Annotated in this window: 16 protein-coding genes, 1 pseudogene and 1 riboswitch; of the genes and pseudogenes, 5 read left to right on the forward strand and 12 right to left on the reverse strand. The window is 62.1% G+C overall.

The features are described 5' to 3' along the window. Nucleotides 1-3: 3 nt before the first annotated feature. From cobO to cobU, 4 genes are read right to left on the reverse strand one after another with little or no spacing between them, the layout of a single operon-like run. Nucleotides 4-654, reverse strand: coding sequence for a cob(I)yrinic acid a,c-diamide adenosyltransferase (gene cobO, locus AC2444_RS12005; RefSeq protein ID WP_012757838.1), 651 nt, complete (start codon nucleotides 652-654; stop codon nucleotides 4-6). Continuing rightward, the gene (cobN, locus tag AC2444_RS12010) at nucleotides 651-4,817 is read right to left on the reverse strand and encodes a cobaltochelatase subunit CobN (RefSeq protein WP_012757839.1); all 4,167 of its coding nucleotides are present in this window, start codon (nucleotides 4,815-4,817) and stop codon (nucleotides 651-653) included. The genes cobO and cobN overlap by 4 nt, the downstream gene beginning before the upstream one ends. Before the next feature lie 4 nt (nucleotides 4,818-4,821). Then, on the reverse strand, nucleotides 4,822-5,871 hold the full coding sequence (cobW, locus tag AC2444_RS12015) for a cobalamin biosynthesis protein CobW (RefSeq protein WP_012757840.1): 1,050 nt from the start codon (nucleotides 5,869-5,871) through the stop codon (nucleotides 4,822-4,824). A 4-nt stretch (nucleotides 5,872-5,875) separates the two neighbouring features. Further along, nucleotides 5,876-6,385: a bifunctional adenosylcobinamide kinase/adenosylcobinamide-phosphate guanylyltransferase gene (gene cobU / locus AC2444_RS12020; RefSeq protein WP_012757841.1), complete on the reverse strand. Its 510-nt coding sequence runs from the start codon at nucleotides 6,383-6,385 to the stop codon at nucleotides 5,876-5,878. A 376-nt stretch (nucleotides 6,386-6,761) separates the two neighbouring features. Beyond that, nucleotides 6,762-7,158: riboswitch (cobalamin riboswitch) on the reverse strand. Nucleotides 7,159-7,417: 259 nt separating this feature from the next. Here cobU and AC2444_RS12025 point away from each other — a divergent pair. After that, nucleotides 7,418-9,208 carry a chloride channel protein gene (locus AC2444_RS12025; protein ID WP_012757842.1) on the forward strand — a complete coding sequence of 597 codons (1,791 nt, stop codon included), beginning with the start codon at nucleotides 7,418-7,420 and terminating at the stop codon, nucleotides 9,206-9,208. Between the two features lie 21 nt (nucleotides 9,209-9,229). On the opposite strand, the pseudogene AC2444_RS12030 reads toward AC2444_RS12025, so the two are convergent. The 4 genes and pseudogenes from AC2444_RS12030 to AC2444_RS12045 all read right to left on the reverse strand — a co-directional run bounded on the left by AC2444_RS12030 (nucleotide 9,230) and on the right by AC2444_RS12045 (nucleotide 11,739). After that, nucleotides 9,230-10,524, reverse strand: a pseudogene (locus tag AC2444_RS12030) (adenylate/guanylate cyclase domain-containing protein). 103 nt (nucleotides 10,525-10,627) lie between these two features. Further along, nucleotides 10,628-10,849 carry a DUF1127 domain-containing protein gene (locus AC2444_RS12035; protein ID WP_012757844.1) on the reverse strand — a complete coding sequence of 74 codons (222 nt, stop codon included), beginning with the start codon at nucleotides 10,847-10,849 and terminating at the stop codon, nucleotides 10,628-10,630. A gap of 89 nt (nucleotides 10,850-10,938) precedes the next feature. Then, nucleotides 10,939-11,211 carry a DUF4242 domain-containing protein gene (locus AC2444_RS12040; RefSeq protein WP_003560176.1) on the reverse strand — a complete coding sequence of 91 codons (273 nt, stop codon included), beginning with the start codon at nucleotides 11,209-11,211 and terminating at the stop codon, nucleotides 10,939-10,941. Nucleotides 11,212-11,253: 42 nt separating this feature from the next. Further along, entirely contained in the window at nucleotides 11,254-11,739 is a 486-nt protein-coding gene (locus tag AC2444_RS12045) for a hypothetical protein (RefSeq protein WP_012757845.1), read from the reverse strand. Between the two features lie 186 nt (nucleotides 11,740-11,925). On the opposite strand from AC2444_RS12045, the gene AC2444_RS12050 reads away from it, so the two are divergent. Beyond that, nucleotides 11,926-13,059 (forward strand): helix-turn-helix transcriptional regulator, encoded by a 1,134-nt coding sequence (locus AC2444_RS12050; protein ID WP_012757846.1) that lies wholly within the window; start codon nucleotides 11,926-11,928, stop codon nucleotides 13,057-13,059. Nucleotides 13,060-13,138: 79 nt separating this feature from the next. Here the strand turns inward: AC2444_RS12050 and AC2444_RS12055 are convergent, their stop codons facing one another. Further along, the gene (locus AC2444_RS12055) at nucleotides 13,139-13,909 is read right to left on the reverse strand and encodes an SDR family oxidoreductase (RefSeq protein ID WP_012757847.1); all 771 of its coding nucleotides are present in this window, start codon (nucleotides 13,907-13,909) and stop codon (nucleotides 13,139-13,141) included. Nucleotides 13,910-14,031: 122 nt separating this feature from the next. After that, nucleotides 14,032-15,486, reverse strand: a complete 1,455-nt coding sequence (locus AC2444_RS12060; RefSeq protein WP_041935669.1) for a cobyric acid synthase — start codon at nucleotides 15,484-15,486, stop codon at nucleotides 14,032-14,034. Between the two features lie 629 nt (nucleotides 15,487-16,115). Between AC2444_RS12060 and AC2444_RS12065 the strand changes: the two genes are divergently transcribed. Together AC2444_RS12065 and AC2444_RS12070 are read left to right on the forward strand one after the other, a co-directional pair. Then, nucleotides 16,116-17,117, forward strand: coding sequence for a glycine betaine ABC transporter substrate-binding protein (locus tag AC2444_RS12065; RefSeq protein ID WP_171815689.1), 1,002 nt, complete (start codon nucleotides 16,116-16,118; stop codon nucleotides 17,115-17,117). 20 nt (nucleotides 17,118-17,137) lie between these two features. Then, on the forward strand, nucleotides 17,138-17,500 hold the full coding sequence (locus AC2444_RS12070) for a hypothetical protein (protein ID WP_171815690.1): 363 nt from the start codon (nucleotides 17,138-17,140) through the stop codon (nucleotides 17,498-17,500). Nucleotides 17,501-17,575: 75 nt separating this feature from the next. On the opposite strand, the gene AC2444_RS12075 is transcribed toward AC2444_RS12070, so the two are convergent. Further along, nucleotides 17,576-17,731: an entericidin domain-containing protein gene (locus tag AC2444_RS12075; RefSeq protein ID WP_003560194.1), complete on the reverse strand. Its 156-nt coding sequence runs from the start codon at nucleotides 17,729-17,731 to the stop codon at nucleotides 17,576-17,578. Nucleotides 17,732-17,900: 169 nt separating this feature from the next. Further along, the gene (locus AC2444_RS12080) at nucleotides 17,901-18,842 is read right to left on the reverse strand and encodes a LysR family transcriptional regulator (RefSeq protein ID WP_171598639.1); all 942 of its coding nucleotides are present in this window, start codon (nucleotides 18,840-18,842) and stop codon (nucleotides 17,901-17,903) included. Nucleotides 18,843-18,915: 73 nt separating this feature from the next. Here AC2444_RS12080 and AC2444_RS12085 point away from each other — a divergent pair, with 73 nt between their 5' ends. Continuing rightward, a complete protein-coding gene (locus AC2444_RS12085; RefSeq protein WP_012757852.1) occupies nucleotides 18,916-19,104 on the forward strand; it encodes a hypothetical protein in 189 nt (62 codons plus the stop codon). Nucleotides 19,105-19,164 lie beyond the last annotated feature (60 nt).

Raw genomic sequence — 19,164 nt, forward strand, 5'->3', positions numbered from 1 at the left:
GCCTCAGAACTCCACGCCCGGTTGACCCTTGATGCCGGAGCGGAAGGGGTGTTTGACGAGTTCCATCTCGGTCACCAGATCGGCGATTTCGATCAATTCTTCCTTGGCGTTGCGCCCCGTCAGCACGACATGCGTCATATGGGGCTTCTCGCTCTTCAGAAAGGCGACGACTTCGTTGATGTCGAGATAGTCGTAACGCAACGCGATATTGATCTCGTCGAGCAGCACCATGGAATTGCGCTCGTCGCGGATCAGTTCCTTGGCCTTTTCCCAGGCGGCAGAGGCTGCGGCGACATCGCGGGCACGGTCCTGCGTTTCCCAGGTGAATCCCTCGCCCATCGTGTGGAACTGGCAGAGATCGGAGAAATGCTTCTCGATCAGGTCTCGCTCGCCGGTCCACATCGCGCCCTTGATGAACTGCACGACGGCAGACGGCTTGCCATGGGCGATGTGGCGGAAGATCATCCCAAAGGCAGACGAGGACTTGCCCTTGCCCTTGCCGGTATGGACGATGATCAGCCCCTTGCCATCCGTCTTGGTGGCCATGATCTTGTCGCGCGCGGCCTTCTTCTTCGCCATCTTCTCGGCGTGGCGCGCATCGTCCTTGCCGCTCCCGGCTTCTCCGATCTCGGCGTTCGTGGTCTCGTCGCTCATTGGTTCACCTCATTCTGTTGTCTGGCGGCCAGGTCGAACCGAGCCGAATTGCTGCGCGGCGTCCAGAGGCTGCGGTCGATCGCCTCAAGCAGCCGCTCCCTCATCTCGTCGAATGCTGCAGGGTTCTTCTCGATCATGAAATCGCGCACGCCGTCATCGGCGACGAAGGCCTGGTAGACGGCATCGAAGTGATGTTCGCCGACCGCCCCTGTCGTCGCCGAAAAGGCAAAGAGATAGTCGACGGTGGCGGCGATCTCGGCCGCCCCCTTGTAGCCGTGGCGCATGACGCCTGCGATCCATTTCGGATTGACGACGCGACCTCGCACGACGCGGCCGATCTCCTCCTCCAGCGAGCGGATCACCGGCCGCTCCGGCCTGGAATGGTCGTTGTGATAGATCGAAGGCCGTGCGCCGGTGAGCTGTTCTGTGGCGGCGGCCATGCCGCCCTCGAACTGGTAATAATCGTCGCTGTCGAGCAGGTCGTGCTCACGATTGTCCTGGTTCTGAATGACGGCTTGCACCGAGCGCAGCCGTTCTTCGAACAGGCCGCGTTCGGCCTTGCCCTCCTCGCCGGCGCCATAGGCATAGCTGCCCCAGACGAGATAGGCCTCGGCAAGATCGGCGCGCCGTTCCCAACCCTTCTCGTCGATCAGCGCCTGCAATCCGGCGCCGTAAGCGCCGGGTTTCGAGCCGAACACACGGTAGCCTGCCCGCCGTTTAGCCGACACCTCGTCGAGGCCGGCGGCCGCAAGCCTAGCTGCCTCGCCGCGCATCCGCACAGCGATGGGATTGTCGGCTTCGTCCTCTTCAAGCGCGCCGACGGCGCGGATCGCCTTGTCGAACAGCGCAATCTGCTCGGGAAAGGCATCGCGGAAGAAGCCGGAAATGCGGAGCGTCACGTCGACGCGCGGCCGCCCGAGCATCGCCGGCGGAATGATCTCGTAGCCGGTGACGCGCCGCGAACTCATGTCCCAGAGCGGCTTGACGCCGATCAGCGCCAGGGCCTGGGCGATATCGTCGCCGCCGGTGCGCATGTTTGACGTGCCCCAGGCCGTCAACCCGAAGGAGACAGGCCATTCGCCGTGATCCTGCACATAGCGGCGTACCAGCAACTCCGCCGATTTTTTGCCGAGCTCGTAGGCGGCCGGCGTCGGCACGGCGCGGCTGTCGACGGAGTAGAAATTCCGCCCGGTCGGCAGTACATCGGGCCGCCCGCGCGTCGGTGCGCCAGAGGGGCCGGGCGCGACGAAGCGGCCGTCGAGGCCGGCGAGCAGGCCAGCGATTTCGGCCGGCCCGCAGGCCAGAATGGAGGGCTTGAGGCGGGTTTCGATCTCGGAGAGTACACATCTGGTTTGGGACCAGAGGGTCGGGCATTCCATCTCACCGGAAACAAACTTTGCCGCCAGCAGTTCGATGCGCTCGACAGTGTCTCCGTTGGTTCGCCATGGAGCATCGAGAATATCTGCGAGGATTGCGGGCCGTGGACCGGTCCAGGGAGCGGCCATTTCGGTGTTGAGAGGGTCGAAGATGGAGGCACCCCCCTCTGTCCTGCCGGACATCTCCCCCACAAGGGGGGAGATCGGCAAGTCGCTTGGGCTTCCCGAAAAAGAACCGTTTGAAGATGCCGCACCTGCGACACATGAGATTAAGCGAGGCCTCTCATCCCCGATCTCCCCCCTTGTGGGGGAGATGTCGGGGAGGACAGAGGGGGGTATCCCCCGCATGCCGCCGCCCAAGCCCGCATCCGCCGCAATCGCCCGGTGCAAACTCGCATCCCCACCCTCGCCCAGCCCGCGCGGCACCCGCGCCAGCGCCACGGTCAGGTCGGTCAGCAGCCGCCCCTCAGGCGACACACCGAAGACATGCAGCCCGTCGCGGATCTGCATTTCCTTGAGGTCGCAGAGATAGGCATCGAGCTTCTTCAGCGCCTCGCCCTCGCTTTCGCCCTTGGCAATCCCGGCATCCCGGTCGAGGCCGATATCGGCAACGAGCTCGAGGATCTGCCGGCTGAGCAGACGAATGCGGCGGGGATCGCCGCCGGAGGCCTCGTAATATTCGTCGACCAGCGCCTCCAGATCCTTGAGCGGTCCGTAGCTCTCGGCCCGCGTCAAAGGCGGTGTCAGGTGGTCGATGATGACGGCGGCAGTGCGGCGCTTGGCCTGCGTGCCCTCGCCCGGATCGTTGACGATGAAAGGATAGAGGTGCGGCAACGGCCCGAGAATCGCTTCCGGATAACATGTCTCCGACAGCGCCAGCGCCTTACCCGGCAGCCATTCCAGATTGCCGTGTTTGCCCATATGGATGATCGCATGGGCACCGAACTCGCGGCGCAGGAAAGCATAGAAGGCGAGATAACCGTGCGGCGGCACGAGATCCGGCGAATGATAACTTTCCTTCGGATCGATATTATAGCCGCGCGCCGGCTGGATGCCGACAAGCACCTCGCCGAAACGCGCGAAAGGCAGGGCGAAGACGCCCTCGCGAAAATACGGATCGTCTTGCGGATTGCCCCAGCGGGCTCTCACCTCATCTTGAATCTTATCGGGAAGAGATTCCAGGAAGCTGTTGTACAGACTCAGGGAAAGCGTCTCGCGGATGATCTTTCCATCGGAACCGGAATTGGTCGGCCCTTCCATCAGGTGGCGGATCAGCGCATCGCCGTCGGCGGGAATCTCGGCGACCGGATAACCCACAGCCCGCATAGCCTTCAGCACCTCAGTGGTCCCGGCCGGCGTATCCAAGCCGACGCCGTTGCCAAGTCGACCGTCCCGGTTCGGATAATTCGCCATGACGAGCGCGATGCGCCGGTCATGGGCCGATGTTTTCCGCAGCCGCGCCCAGTTGGCGGCAAGCTCGGCCGTATAGCGCACCCGCCCGGTATCCGGCTCGCTGGCGACAATATTCGTCTCGACGGCAGCATCGTAGCGCGCTGCCGTCTTGAAGGAGATCGCCCGCGCCAGCACCCGGCCATCGACTTCAGGCAGCGCCACGTTCATGCCGAGATCGCGCGCCGACAGGCCCTGCGAGGAAGCCGCCCATGCCTCCCTCGACGAGGCCGACAGGATCGCCTGCAACACGATCGCCTCATTCGCCTCCAGCACCGTCGCCTGCCGGTCCGCACCCGGTGCCGAGACGGCAAAGCCCGTGGTGTTGATGACGACATCGGGTTTCAGCGTCGAAAACACGCTTTCGAGAATGCCTGTGGAAACCGGATCCTTGAGGCTATAGGCAAAGACCGGCAGCGGGCGGAGGCCGAGTGTCACCAGCGCTTCGATCAGAGCTTCGATCGGCCCGGTCTCGCCGCTTTGGACGAGGGCGCGGTAGAAGCTGATGGCGACGATGGGGGATGCCTGTTGCGTCGAGTTCGTAGTACCCCCCTCTGTCCTGCCGGACATCTCCCCCACAAGGGGGGAGATCGGCAAGTCGCTTGGGCTTCGCACAAAAGAAACGTTGGAGGATACCGTGCCTTCGGCCGAGGAGATGGAGCGAGACCTCTCATCCCTGATCTCCCCCCTTGTGGGGGAGATGTCCGGCAGGACAGAGGGGGGTGCCACACCCAAAGGCGCACCCTGGAGCGAAGCAACAATCCGCCGCCACTCCTCAACCCCGATCAGTCCCCGCCCCGGCCACCAGATGCCAGCCTTCATCAAAGGCACAGCCGGCGCCGGCTTCTCGGCGCCAGACAGCATCGCCTCGGCATAGTCGAGAAAGGCCCGCGCGTTGGCATCGCCGCCCTCGATCAGATAGGCCCAGAGCGCGTTGAGATCGTCGAGATCAACGTTGGAGAAAGGCACCAGCCCCGCATCCGGCCTGGCGTCGCCCGGCAGCACCGCGATCAGCGCACCGGCGCGCGCTGCTGCCGCATGCAGCGCCTCCAGCGCATAGTGGAAATAGCTGGCGCCGCCGAGCGCACGCACGATGATCAGCTTCGCATGCCGCACCGTGCGCTCGACATAGGTATCAACAGACATCGGATGCTTGAGGCTCAGCAAGCTGGCGAGCCGGAGCGAAGGCCCCGCCCGGCGCTCGCGATGGGCGGTTGCGATCGCGGCAAGCTCGCTGTCGGCCGCCGACAGGAACAGGATATCGCCCGGCGTCTGCCCGAGGTCGATTGCCTCCTCGCCGTCGCTGATCGTTCCCTGTTGAGCCAGAAGCAGATGCATCGGGTTACGCCAGCGCTTCGATCGCCGCCCTCACCGCGTCCTGATCCATTTCGTGCAGGCCGATGACGACGAGGCGCGTGGCGCGCTTTTCGCTCGCGCCCCAGGCGCGGTCGAAATAATGGTCGATGCGGCTGCCGACGGCCTGGAGCTGCAGGCGCATCGGCTTGCCCGAGACATCGACGAAACCCTTGAGACGCAGCACGTCATGGGCTGATATGATCGTCTTCAGCGCCGCGATGAAGCCGGCGGGATCGGCGACCGGGCCGAGCTCGACGACGAAGCTGTCGAATTCGTCATGGTCGTGCGGCGCACCGTCCTCATGCTCCAACTCGTGATGCGACTTGCGATTGGCGATATCGTCCTCCGTGCCGATGCCGAGGCCGAGCAGGATGCCGGCAGACACCTCGCCGTTCCGTGCCTCGATCATGACAGGCTTGCGGGCGGTGCGGGAGGCGACCTCGTCACGCACCCTGATAAGGCCGGCAGCATCGATCAGGTCGGTCTTGTTGAGCACGATGAGGTCGGCGCAGGTGAGTTGGTCCTCGAACAGCTCCTCGATCGGGCTTTCGTGATCGAGCGATTCATCCTCGGCACGGCGCGCATCGACGGCATCATGGTCGTCGGCGAAACGGCCGGCGGCAACCGCAGCGCTGTCGACCACCGTGATGACGCCGTCGACGGTCACCTGCGTGCGGATGTCGGGCCAGTTGAAGGCGGCGACCAGCGGCTGCGGCAGGGCAAGCCCCGAAGTCTCGATGACGATATGGTCAGGACGCTGTTCGCGCTCGAGCAGCTTGGTCATCGTCGGAATGAAGTCATCGGCGACGGTGCAGCAGATGCAGCCATTGGTCAGCTCGATGATATCGTCCTCGGTGCAATTCTCCGCACCGCAGCCCTTCAGCACATCGCCGTCAACGCCGAGATCGCCGAATTCGTTGATGATCAACGCAATCTTCTTGCCGCCGGCATTGGTGAGCAGGTTGCGGATCATCGTCGTCTTGCCGGCGCCGAGAAAGCCGGTGATGACGGTTGCGGGGATCTTCTGCTGGTTCATGGACTTAACCCTTCATTTTCAGCGGCAGGCCTGCCGCGATGAAATAGACTTCGGCGGCCTTCGCCGCGATCGATTGGTGCAGCCGGCCGGCATGATCGCGAAAATCCCGCGCCATGCGATTGTCGGGCACGATGCCGAGACCGACCTCATTGGAAACGAAAACGAGCCGCGCTTTCGCGGCGGGCAGGAAATCGGCAAGGGCGGCGAATTCCGCCGCCATGTTCCGCTCCTCCATCATCAGATTGGTGATCCAGAGCGTCAGACAGTCGATCAGCACGATGCGCCCCGGTCCGTCGATGGCGGTGAGCTTGCCGACAAGATCGAGCGGCTCCTCATGCGTCGTCCAGGACGGACCGCGGTCGACCTTGTGTTGGGCGATGCGCGCCTGCATCTCCTCGTCCCATGCGCGGCCGGTCGCAAGGTAATGGCGGTCGAGTCCGGCGGCCGTCACGAGGTCTTCGGCGAAACGGGATTTGCCGGAGCGTACGCCGCCGAGGATGAAGGTGGCAGTCATGCTCAAACGCCCCTCAGGGAGAGTGCGTAGCCGTGGCTTGTTCCGAGTGCACCTTTCTCGGCTACTGAGGGTGTGACACCCCCCTCTGTCCTGCCGGACATCTCACCCACAAGGGGGGAGATTAAATCGCCGAGAGCTTTTCTCCAAACAATTGATGTAGGGCGACGGTCGTGCTGCTTGCCGATCTCCCTCCTTGTGGGGGAGATGTCCGGCAGGACAGAGGGGGGGACCCAGCATTCGACATAAACGGCCGAAAGCACACCTCTTGCAGCACTGCTTGGAGGCGTCGCGCGCCCTGCACCAGGCCGCGCCGAATTCAATCGTTCAGCCAAGACAACCTCCGTGCTGGCAACGGGCATAGTGCCCAGGTGTGGGCTTCTCGCCCGGCCGCATGGCAGGTCTCCTGGCTCGCGGTTATCGGCCGCGATCGGGGCGGACCGGAAACCGGTCGCCCTGATCGTGCCAGCGGATCATCCTCGCCTTCCCGGCTGCATCAGTGAAAAGGTGGACGATTCGTAGACTTGAGAGGCGTCCGACCCCGGTTGATCACCATGCATATCCAGTGGCTTTTCCGGCATGTCGCCCATCCCGCCCGCTTGCATGATTGCAAGCCGCCGGCCGGAAGGGCTTAGTGCCGGATGGAAGACCCTGACCGCTCTACAGTCGCGGGGTCGGCTGTGATGAAGGCGCCCGGCTTGGGTCCGCCCCGTCACATTCCCTTTTCATCCGGAAGGGCGCAACACCGATCCGGAACCATCCGTTATGTCAGGATGGTCAGTCGACCATCCGTTATCGGGATGGTTAGGCAAGCGCAGGGGTGAAGTCAACCGGCCTTCACGGCTAGGGAATAGCCGGCCGGTTGGAGCGCCCACGCCAACACGACTTACTCTACCTAAAATATCGTCTTTTATCAGAGACTTACGTGATAAATATTTATCCCGCGCTCCGGCTTTTCGCCGCAATTGCGTCGCAAGCGGAGTGCCCGACCATCTCCGCCCTTGACCGGGCCTCTCCCCGCCTAGTTGTCTAGCCATGCTTATGAAATTGGATCGGCGCGGTTTCCGCGCGCTGCGTGTTTTCTTTGATCCGGGACGCCTGAGGGCGCTGACCCGGCGCAGCGAGGTCGGCCTGTCGCTGGCGGGCGCCGTCGTCGGCATCATCTCGGGTCTTGCCGTCACCGGCATGAGCTACGTCTCCAACGAGCTGCATCAGCTGGTCTTCGGCATTGCCGACAGCGAAAGGTTGAGCTCCTCCGAGATCGAGAACAAGCTGCTGCTGCTCACCGCCCCGGTTATCGGCGGCGCCCTGCTCGGCCTGCTGCTTTTCGTGCTGGCGAAACGACGCAAGAAACCGATGGTCGACCCGATCGAGGCCAATGCGCTGCATGGCGGCCGCCTGTCCTTGACCGACAGCATCATCGTTGCCGTGCAGAACCTGATCTCCAACGGTTTCGGCGCCTCCGTCGGCCTGGAGGCCGGCTATACCCAGCTTGCCGCCGGCCTCGCCTCGAAATTCGGTCTGAAGCTGCAGCTTCGCCGCTCGGACCTGCGCACCCTCGTTGGCTGCGGCGCGGCGGGCGCCATCGCCGCCGCCTTCAACGCGCCGCTGACCGGCGCCTTCTATGCTTTCGAGCTGATCATCGGCACCTATACGATCGTCTCGCTGACGCCTGTCGTCGTCTCCGCCCTTGTCTCCACCCTGATCGCAAGGCTGCTCGCCGGCAGCGATTTCACCATCGATATCGGCAGCTTCGGCTCGGTCGTGCCGGCCGATTATATCCCAGCGCTGCTGCTCGGTGCGTTCTGCGCCGGTGTCGGCATCCTGATCATGCAGGGCGTCGCTTTTGTCGAGGAGCTTGCGCGCAAGAGCTCGATCGCCCCACCCTTCCGCCCGGCACTCGGCGGCATCATCGTCGGGCTCTTGGCGATGATCTCGCCGCAGGTGCTTTCGGCCGGCCACGGCGCGCTGCATCTCAACCTTTCCCGTGACGTGGCAATCCCGACGCTGATCGGCCTCTTCCTTTTGAAATCCTTCGCCTCGGCGATCTCGATCGGCTCCGGCTTCAGGGGCGGCCTGTTTTTCGCCTCTCTGTTCATGGGAGCCCTGCTCGGCAAACTCTTCGCCTATTGCGGCCCCTATTTCGCCGATGCGACGCTGACGCCCGTCATCTATGCCGTGGTCGGCATGAGTTCGCTTGCCGTCGCCGTCATCGGCGGGCCGCTGACCATGACCTTCCTGGCGCTCGAAATCACCGGCGACTTTCCGATCACGGCGCTGGTGCTCGCTGCCGTCATCACCTCCTCGCTGGTCGTGCGTTCGACCTTCGGCTACTCCTTCGCCACATGGCGCTTCCACCTGCGCGGCGAAAGCATCCGCAGCGCCCATGATGTCGGCTGGATCCGCAATCTGACGGTCGACAAGCTGATGCGCGCCGACGTCAAGACGGCAAGGGCGGGCATTTCTCTGGAGGAATTCAAGCAGGCCTTCCCGATCGGCTCGACCCAGCGCGTCATCCTCGTCGAGGAGAGCGACAAATATGCGGGCCTCGTGCTGGTGCCGGAGATTTACGCCAATCCGACCGATGCGCAGGACGAGGGCAAGACGCTTGCCGATTTCATCCACTATCGCAACGATTTCCTGCAGCCGCAGATGAATGCCAGGCAGGCGGCGGCGATCTTCGACAAGAGCGAAAGCGAAGCGCTCGCCGTCGTCAACAACCTGATCGAACGCAAGGTGATCGGCCAGCTCAGCGAAAGCTATACGCTGCGCCGCTACAGCGAAGAACTCGACCGCCGCCGCCGCGAGGTCTCAGGCGAGATCTGAGCAAGTCGGAACACTCCGTCGTCAGTCGGTGCCGGCGAGTTTGAAGACGTTGACCGGCTTCGAAACGCCGCGCAATTCGAAGGAGCCGAGACATTCGCTGGCAACGGCAGAGGTGACCGCGAAACTCTCCGACATCAGCAAATGGTGCCCGAGCGTGCCGCAGAGCTTTTCGAGCCGCGAAGCCTCGTTGACGGCGCTGCCGATCACCGTGAAATCAAGCCTGCCGCGTGCGCCTATATTTCCGTAGAAGACCTCGCCGAGATGCAGCACGACATCGACGCCGATGTCAGGACCTACATCATTCCTCCGCTGACCATTCAGCACCTTGTTGGCTTCTAGAATATTCCTTGCTGAAGCCAGAGCGGCCATGCAGGCCTTTTGCGGATCTTCAGCATCGGTCGGAAAGATCGCCAGCACGCTATCGCCCATGAACTTGAGGATCTCGCCCGAATTTTCCTCGACATGCCAGCCGATCAGCTCGAAATGTTCATTCAGAAACCCGGCGATTTCGCCCGGCTGATAAACCTCGGTCAGCGCCGTGAAGTTTCTCAGGTCCGCAAGCAGGATCGCAGCATTGATCGCCCCTCCCTTTCCCCTCTGAATATCGCCTGCAAGGATGCGTGCACTTGTCTTGGCGCCTGTATAGACGGCGAGGATATCCGATGCGGTTTTCGTTGCCGCGATACGATAACAAGCCAGCCCCAGCGCCGGGAAGAGCTTCGCGACGATCGCCAGTTGATCATCGGAAAATCCGCCCGGCCTGTCGCTAGTGAGGGACAGGCTGACGCCGCGTAGCGCAGCCTCCTTCGGGAACTCCAGCAGGCTGACCAGGTGATCCGTGCCGCCGCTATGCGCGAATTCCGCAAGCTGCGGGTAGTCATCGACACCCTCACCCTTGGCGATGTTCCAGCGACCTGACGTTTCGCCACGGCCCAAAAGAAAATAGATCGGGGTCTTTTCGAAATTCAGCACTCCCGCAGTGCCATATTCGGCATTCTCGATCGTGGTCGCACCGCCGCGCACGAAATTGGCCGAGACGCCGCCATACATGGGATGAATTGACGGCATTGAAATGCTTCCCCGCCAGATCGGAAAGCCATCCGCGATCAACCGATCGCACAATGCGGCTATCAGCTCGGCGATATGCTCAGCTGTGATTCCATGTTCTATAAGCCACTGAATATGATTGCTAATTTTTAAACCTCCACATGAGCCGCCACAATCTTATGATGGCAAATCGGGCAAATGGGCGGCAATCCGAACCGGGTCGCCACGACATCCAGTGATAGCCCGGCCAAACCGATGTTTCTAGCCATCGAGCTCGGCCACCACAACCGCGGGGCAGATGGCAGAGAGATTGATACCGTTATCGACGCATTGCGAGGTTTTACGCCCGATGCGGACGCCCACCACGAGACGCTAGCGGAACCTGCTCCAGTCTGCATCCTGGGAGGCGACGAAGGGTATTTCGCCCCTCGACAAGGCAATGTCTTTCAGCATGTGATCTGGCAAGGCGCCAAGCTGATTTGCCGCCGATCGCCTGCGTCGCCAGACGACAAGGGCGCGCAGCGGAGAGGTAAGCAGCGCCATCACTTTGCGCAGTCGCAGCTCGACCGCGCCGGACAAGAGCTTCTCGTTCATTGTGATCCCCATGAATTTGCGCGTGCCGATGGCAAGATCGCAACCCGGAGAACCGGTCGGCGACTCGTTCGCCGGCCGGTTCCGACATCCTAGCGCGCCGAATGTGGGCCGATGAGCGTCGTGATCTCCGTCACCCGGTCCGCCGGAAAGCCACCCTTTTCCGCGTGCCGATAGACCGCTTCCGCGCTCTCGGCCTCATGAACGCAGTACATCTTGTCCCCGGTCACATAGCTGGTGATCCAGGTATAGGGTTCGCCGAGGGACGCTACGACGGCGTTGGATTTCGCCGAGATCTCGCGCAGAGTTTCCTTGTCCATGTCCCCGAGACCTGGAATGTTTCGTTCGACAACGAATTGCGGCATTGTTTTATCCTTTCATGATGTTTTGAGTGAGCTGGAGCTTCATCAACCGTGCGCATGCCGGCAGCTGACGTCAGGGTTCATGTCGGCGAACGGTCCCCTCGGATTGTTCTTCCATGCCCAGACGTGCAGCTCGTAGAAAGCCGGAAGGCCGTAGCGGTTCGGTGCGTTCGTGAAACTGAACAGCTGGCCGCCGAGATTGGCGGGACCTTTCGTCGTGATGTATTCGACAGCGACGAGTTTCATCTTGCCGTGTTCGTCAGGCTCGTACATCACGGCCTCCGGTCTGGAGAGATCAATGGCCTCATCCTTGATGAGGTCGGCACTGACATAGTGGATACCCATCGCACCTCCATCTATGCCGCTGGTGCACGGGATCGGCGAATAGCCTTCCTTGACGGCCTGGTTGACGTCCCGGAAGCGCGCATTGGCCTCCCGGACCTGTTCCGGCAGGCCGCCGCCGCCGAGCGCTGCAGCCGGAAGAGCTGCCATAATGAGAAGCGCCGCGATCGGCGCTTTTGTCGCTTTCATGAAGATTGCCCTCCAATTTCTGGTTGTCCAAGCCGATTGGATTCCGGCCGGCAGTGCGTTGTAAAAAATCCGCGCGATGAAACATCTCCCGCATGGGGGATGAAATCTTCCGCAAATCCCGGAAATGAAGGCGCCGTGGCCGGCGACAATTGACCGGGCTGGCCGGGCTGATGCAGGATTGTGATCATGGAACAGCAGCTGTCGGAAATTATTGGCGCTATTTATGATTGCGTGGCCCGGGAGGATGCCTGGCCAAACGCTCTTCGTCTGATCAATGGTCAGGTGAACGGTTTTCTAACCACGCTTGCCGTCTTCGACACCACCACGCGTTCCGCACGGCTGGCCCAGATCGCCTGCGACGACGGAGAGGCCATCCGCACCCTCGTCGCGCATGCGAAGGACGTCCCGTTCTTCCACCTTCTCCACCGAATGGAGATCGATCAGCCGGATACGCTGGAGCGGATGTTTTCCCTCTATGGACCCGATGGCGAAGCCGTCTGGAAAAGCGGTGCGCTACACCAGAACTTTCATGCCAGGTATGGGGTTCTAAACTCGATCGACATGGCCGTGCTGAAGCGCCCGACCCGTGTCGGGACGATCAACATTTCGGTGCAATACGAACCGAGCGAGCGACGTGTCTTCGACATCATCGGGCTGCTCGGTCCGCATATCCGCCGTGCCGTGACGATCCACGACATGTTCGAGATGGAGCGCGCCGAAGCCGCCGTCCTCAGGGAGGTCATCGACGCCCTCGATCATGCGGTCTTCATCGTTGCAGAAGACATGACAATCCTCTTCGCCAATGAAGCCGCCGAAGCGCGGCTGCGCGAGCAGCACGTGGTCCACTCGCTTTCAGGCCGTCTGGCCGCTCGCTATAGTTATGCAGGCGCCGCCCTTTCCAACGCAGTGGCGCTTGGCGCGCGCGACGAAATCAGTCTCGCAGCCGCTGGGATCGATGTTCCCCTTGCCTCGGCGGAGCGCCCCGCCGTCGCCCACGTTCTGCCGTTGCAGCGGCGCACCGAAAGGGGACGCTTCGAAAGCCGGGCGGCGGCGGCGATCTTTCTCGCCGCGGCTGGAACGGTGGTCCAGTCTGCCGTCGAAGCCGTTGCCGCCCTTTTTGCTCTCACGCCTGCCGAACGGCGCGTGGTCGGCTACGTGTCCGAAGGTATGACGCGATCCGAGATTGCAAATGCGCAGGGCGTTGCCGACGGCACCGTGAAATCGCAACTGGCCGCCATCTACGACAAGACGGGAGCGGAAGACCAGCGCAGCCTGCAGCAGCTCGTACGCGAACTCAGCCCACCTGTCAGGCGCGCCTAAGAAGTCGACATCAAACTTCGGTCGATTGGGCGGATTACGCGAAAAGGCACGCCGGCGCCACGGCAGTTGCGGGCTCCGCTCACATCCTGACCGTCATACCGCCGTCGACCGTCAGCACATGGCCGTTGACGAAGGAAGCGGCGGCGCTTGCCAGAAACAGCGCCGCGCCGGCGATCTCGTCCGGCCGTCCCCAGCGCTGGACCGGGATGCGCTGGCGCACGAAGGGCATGAATTCCTCGTTCGCAGCCATCGCCGCGTTCGTCTCGGTGGCAAACCAGCCGGGCGCAATTGCGTTGCTGGTGATGCCGTGCGGGCCGAATTCGACTGCCATGCCGCGCATCAGTCCGGTCAGGCCCTGCTTGGCTGCCGGATAGACGCAGTCGCCGGGCATGACGACATGGCCGCTGATCGAGGTCACCGCGATCAGGCGGCCGTGATTGCACCGCTTCATCAACACGGCAGCGTCGCGCGAAAGCGTCATCGCCGCCGCCAGGTCGGTGCGCAGCAGCTCGATGATCGCATCATCGTCGAATTCGGCCAGAGGCCGCCTGTCGCGGGCGCCGACATTGTTGATCAAAATATCGAGACGGCCATGGTTCTTGTCGACATCGGCCATCGCAGCACGCTGTGCCTCGCGATCGGCGACGTCGAATGCCGCGACCTCCGCCGTGCCGCCCGCGGCCCGGATGGTCGATACGGCGTTTTCCAGCGTCGCCGCCGTACGTCCGTTGACGATGACATGCGCGCCGGCTTCGGCAAGGGCGCGCGCCATCTCGAAGCCCAGACCACGGCCACCGCCGGTCACCAGCGCCACCTGCCCTGCCAGCGAAAATCTGTCCAATATGCTCATGGTTTTCGTCGCTCTCAACCGGGTCCGCCGCGACAATTAATGGACTCAGTCAATTAATTTGGCAATAGCCGAACGACGAGACCGGATGATGGTGAGGCAGCCCCGTCCGGTACACATCCGACCTAACCAAGCAGCCCGGCCAGCCAGCGTGGATCGAGATGACGTTCCAATTCCCCGGCGACGTCGTCGAGCGCCTGCTCGACGCTCTCGCGGTAATTCCTCCGCTCGCCTGATAGGCCGAAACTTTGGAGCAGTCGAGCGCGGTAAGTGTCGCAGCCGAAGAGCCCATGCAGATAGGTGCCCATGATCCGGCCGTCGGACGAAAGCGCCCCGTCGGGTGCTCCATCGATGATTGCCGAAGGCCGATTGCAATCCGGGCCGCGGGTGATGCCGAGATGGATCTGGTAGCCGTCAAGCGGCGCGTCATATTCGGTCGAGCGGGCATGGCTGTTGCGCACGGTCTTTTCCGGCGCCATCTCGGTCTCGACATCGAGAAGCGCAAGCCCCGGTGTCTCCAGCGTCCCGCCCTCGATGCCGAGCGGATCGTGCACCGTCCGGCCGAGCATCTGGTAACCGCCGCAGATGCCGATCACCCGGCCGCCGCGCCTGACATGCGCCTGGAGATCGCGGTCCCAGCCCTGCACCCTGAAGTCGGCGAGATCCGATATTGTCGATTTCGAGCCGGGAAGCACAACGAGGCTCGCATCGGCTGGCATCCGCTCGCCGGCGCGAACGAAGACCAACTCAACATCCGGCTCGGTCCTCAGTGGATCGAGATCGTCGAAATTGGCGATACGTGGCAGCACCGGCACGGCGATCTTCAGCGCGCGCGCCCCGCCCCTCGCCAGCCGTTCGAGCACGACCGAATCTTCGGCCGGCAGGCGCGCGGCACCCCGCAGCCAAGGCACGATGCCGAAACACGGCCAGCCGGTAAAACCTTCGATGGCGCGAATGCCGTCATCGAACAGCGAGACGTCGCCGCGGAACTTGTTGATGATATAGCCCGCAATCATCGCCCGGTCGCCCTCGTCGAGGATCGCATGCGTGCCGACCAGCGAGGCGATGACACCGCCGCGGTCGATATCGCCGACGAGCACGACAGGCACGCCGGCCCGCGTCGCAAAGCCCATATTGGCGATGTCGCCAGCCCTGAGATTGATCTCGGCCGGCGATCCGGCGCCCTCGACGATAACGAGGTCGGTCCCCGCAGCCACTTTTTCAAAACTCTCGAGCACGGCGCCGAGCAGCTCGGGCTTCAGCCGCTGATAGTCGCGTCCCTTTGCCTGTCCGAACACCCTGCCCTGGACGATGATCTGGCTGCCATTGTCCGATTGCGGCTTGAGCAGCACCGGGTTCATGTGGACCGAGGATGGCGTGCGCGCGGCCAGCGACTGCAGCCACTGCGCCCGGCCGATCTCGCCGCCGTCATCGGCGACCGCCGCATTGTTCGACATGTTCTGTGGCTTGAACGGACGGACCGTCAGCCCGCGATTGGCCGCCAGTCGGCAGAGCCCTGCGACCAGCACCGTCTTGCCGACATCGGAGCCGGTTCCCTGCAGCATGATCGCTCTTGCCATGATGGCCCGCATTCGCCTCTCGTTCAGGCGAGGCCTACAATGGGCGGCAACCTCGGGTCAAGCTTGGCCCGGCGCAAGACTTAGCTTGGGACAAGTACCCACGCAAACGCGAAAACCGCGCATGGCCTTGGCTCTGCGCGGTTTGCCGAAAAACTCAGGCGTCTTCGCCCTTACACGGCGAAGCTCGCTTTCTCCGGTACGCACTACCTGAACCGGAGAAGCGGCGGTCATTGCTGCCACGCCCCAACTGATAACGGCACATTCTTACCGGAGAGTTATTGAAGGCTTACGCAAATGTTAATTTTGATCTTTTTTGACATTCTGGCCAAAATTTCTGCCGAAGATCCGCAGCCTGTCGCCAAGAGCGTGCTTTTCACCCGAGGGTGCCAGTTTCGGAATGCTGACATAAATTCTTCGAATTCAATAATTTAGTCACGCAACCATGAGCAGAAGATGGTTGATTTCTGCGAGCGAACGCGTAGGCTCCGTCATAACACGCCATTGTTGAACATGGCTTGCCTATGAACCGGAAAGCCTGTTGCGGTATCGCCCCGGCATTCGGGTGCTCGGAGAGATTTGTCGGTGAATTTCAGAGCCTGCTGCACGTCCACCTAAGAAGAATTCGGGGAATGACGATGAAGACGTTTCTGATTCCGGCCGTCTTTGCCGCGGCTCTTTCTATCGTCGCGCCGGCTGAAGCCGCCGAATGCGGCAGCGTTTCGATCGCCGAAATGAAATGGGCCTCCGCAGGCATTGCGGCGAGCTTCGATAAGATCATCCTGGAAAAGGGATACGGCTGTTCCGTCACCATTGTCGATGGCGACACTCTGCCGACCTTCGCCTCGATGAATGAGAAAGGCACCCCCGACATCGCCTCGGAATACTGGATCAATTCCGTCAGGTCCCTGCTCGATCAAGCCGTCAATAGCGGCCGGTTGGTCCAGGGGGCCGAAATCCTGGCTGACGGCGCCGTCGAGGGTTGGTGGATACCGAAATTCATCGCCGACGCCCACCCCGACATCCGCTCGGTCGAAGGCGCGCTGAAACATCCCGAACTCTTCCCCGCTGAGGACGACCCGTCGAAAGGCGCAGTCTACAACTGCCCCGCCGATTGGAGCTGCCAGATATCGACCACCAACCTGTTCAAGGCGCTTGCCGCCGACAAGAAGGGCTTCGAACTTGTCGAGACCGGCAGTCCCGAACAGCTGGATGCGTCGATTGCCCGCGCTTTCGAAAACAAGGTCGGCTGGCTCGGTTATTACTGGGCGCCGACCGCCATCCTCGGCAAATACGACATGACGCGCCTGAGCTTCGGCGTCGGCCACAACAAGAATGAATGGGACCGCTGTACCGCGGTTGCCGGCTGCGCCAGGCCCGAGCTCAACTCCTACCCGGTCTCGCGCGCCTTCACATTGATGACCAGGTCCTTCGCCAGCCGCACCGGACCTGTCACGACCTATCTCAAGACCCGCAAATGGGACAATGCGACGATCAACCAGGTGCTCGCCTGGCAGGACGAAAACCGCGAAACCAATGAGGATGCCGCGATCTATTTCCTTCGCAATTACGAGAGCCTGTGGACGAAATGGGTGCCAGTCGATGTAGCCGAGAAGGTCAAGGCGAGCTTATAACGGCCAAAACACGATCAAGCATGGACGATTCGATGACAGGCAATGTTCCCTTTCCCGACCGCGAAACCGTTGCGGAAAAGCTCGCTGGGCTGTCGGAGACCGACAAGTCATACCTGGCGCTGCTCATGGAAAACGCCGCCCAGGACGACAACCTGCTCGACGGCCTGCGCCGCCATCTCGATCTCGCCGCCGGATCGCGATTCCTGAACTCGCTGAAGCTCGAAAATCTGGGAATCTGGCTCGGAAGCCATGCGCCGGACCGGCTGCAGATCCGGCTTACGGAAACCGCCCGCTCCAGCCAACATCCCGCCTACCAGGCCTTCCGGACCGGTCTCGACCGATCCGGCGGGCTGGAAAAGATTTATCCCCCGGTCATCCGTTAGGATGATCCGGACCCGGCTGATGATCCCCGGGGTCAGCACCTGATCCGGCGATTCTAGCAGCGATCTGAACGGTCGTTACTTCTTCGCGGCGCGGTCGACCGAGCGGCCGGCATCCTGCGTGGCGTTCACGGTATTTGCCGTATCTTTTCCTATACCGCGGATCGTGTTGCCGCAGGAGGAAAGGGCAAGAAGAACCATAAAAGCTGCGGCAATTTTGGCCGTTGTCGTCATCTCGGATATCCTTGTTTGAAATCAACCCCGAACGGCGACAATTGCCGTCCCGCGCCAATAACGCACGACAAACCAAAAGGTTCACTGGTTATAAGAACACCGGCTAAAGCCGCGCGTCCGATAGGACGCGCCATCACTTTCGATCGGAGCATAATCCTGTCCGATGCAGCTAGGCGGCGACCGCCTTTGCTCTCTCGGCAAAGGCGCCGCGAATGCTGTCAGCCACCGTCTCGATCGGCCCCGACACCTGCGAGGCGGTCAGCAGGCGGATATCGAAGGCGCCGAGTTCCGGCAGCCCTTCCTGAGGCCCGAGGATCGCCATGTCTTCGTTGACATAGGACAGCGGCAACGGCGCGATGGCGAGATCGGAAAGCACGGCGGCGCGCTGCGCCATCGTGTGGCCGCTGAGATAGGCGACGCGATAATGCCGCTTGTTGCGTTCGAGCTGGGAGAGCGCCTCCTGGCGCCAGATGCAGCCGTCTTCCCAGATCGAGATCGGCAGCGGATCGCGGCGATGCGCCGAACCGCACTTGGCGCCAGCCCAGACCAGCCGCTCGCGGAACACCACCTCTCCGCCCGTCGGGAACGGCCGTGTCGCACAGTTGATCAAGGCCAAGTCGAGCCGCTGCTCCTCCATGCGCTTCTTCAGCCCGATGCTCATGTCGATGGTCACGTCGACCATGATGCCGGGATAGCTTTCGGCAAAACTCTTCAGGATGCTCGGTAGCAGCCGTTCGCCGATATCTTCCGGCGCGCCGAGCCGCACGACGCCGCTGAGTTCCGGCATGATGAAGCGCGACACCGCCTCGTTCGACAGCGCCAGCATGTTGCGCGCATAGGATAGCAACATCTCGCCGTGGCGTGTCAGCGACACCGAACGGGCGTCGCGCAGAAACAGCGTTGCCCCCAGTTGCTCTTCAAGCTTCTTGATCTGCATCGACACTGCCGACGGCGTACGGAAGACCGCCTCGGCGGCGGTCGAAAAATTGCCTGTCTCGGCGATAGCCACGAAGGTACGCAGCACTTCGTTGTCAAGCAGCGGAATGGGACGGCGAAATGGAATGCTCATCGTCGCATCTTTCAATTTTTCTGATTTATAACCCCATATCATTTTGTTTGATTGAATGTCAATTGACCCTCATATTTCGGGTGTCGGCAGCTAAATGCAGCAAAGGAGGCCCGACATGTCTCAAACAAGCATCTGGAATATCGTACAGGCCCTTTCCGCATTCAAGTCGCAGAGGCGCAGGGATGCCAACCATGAGCATGCGCTCCGGGAGCTAAGGCGCTTTCCGCCACATCTGCTGGCAGATTGCCAGCGCGAGCTAGAGTTGACCGTCCCGGAGCGCCGCGCGTGCGATGGAACGCGGTAGAGACGCTTGATCGCTTTGAATCCGCTCAGATCGCTGCCGGTCCACTTGCAACTTCCGCTC

It is taken from the genome of Rhizobium sp. WSM1328 (assembly GCF_057653715.1).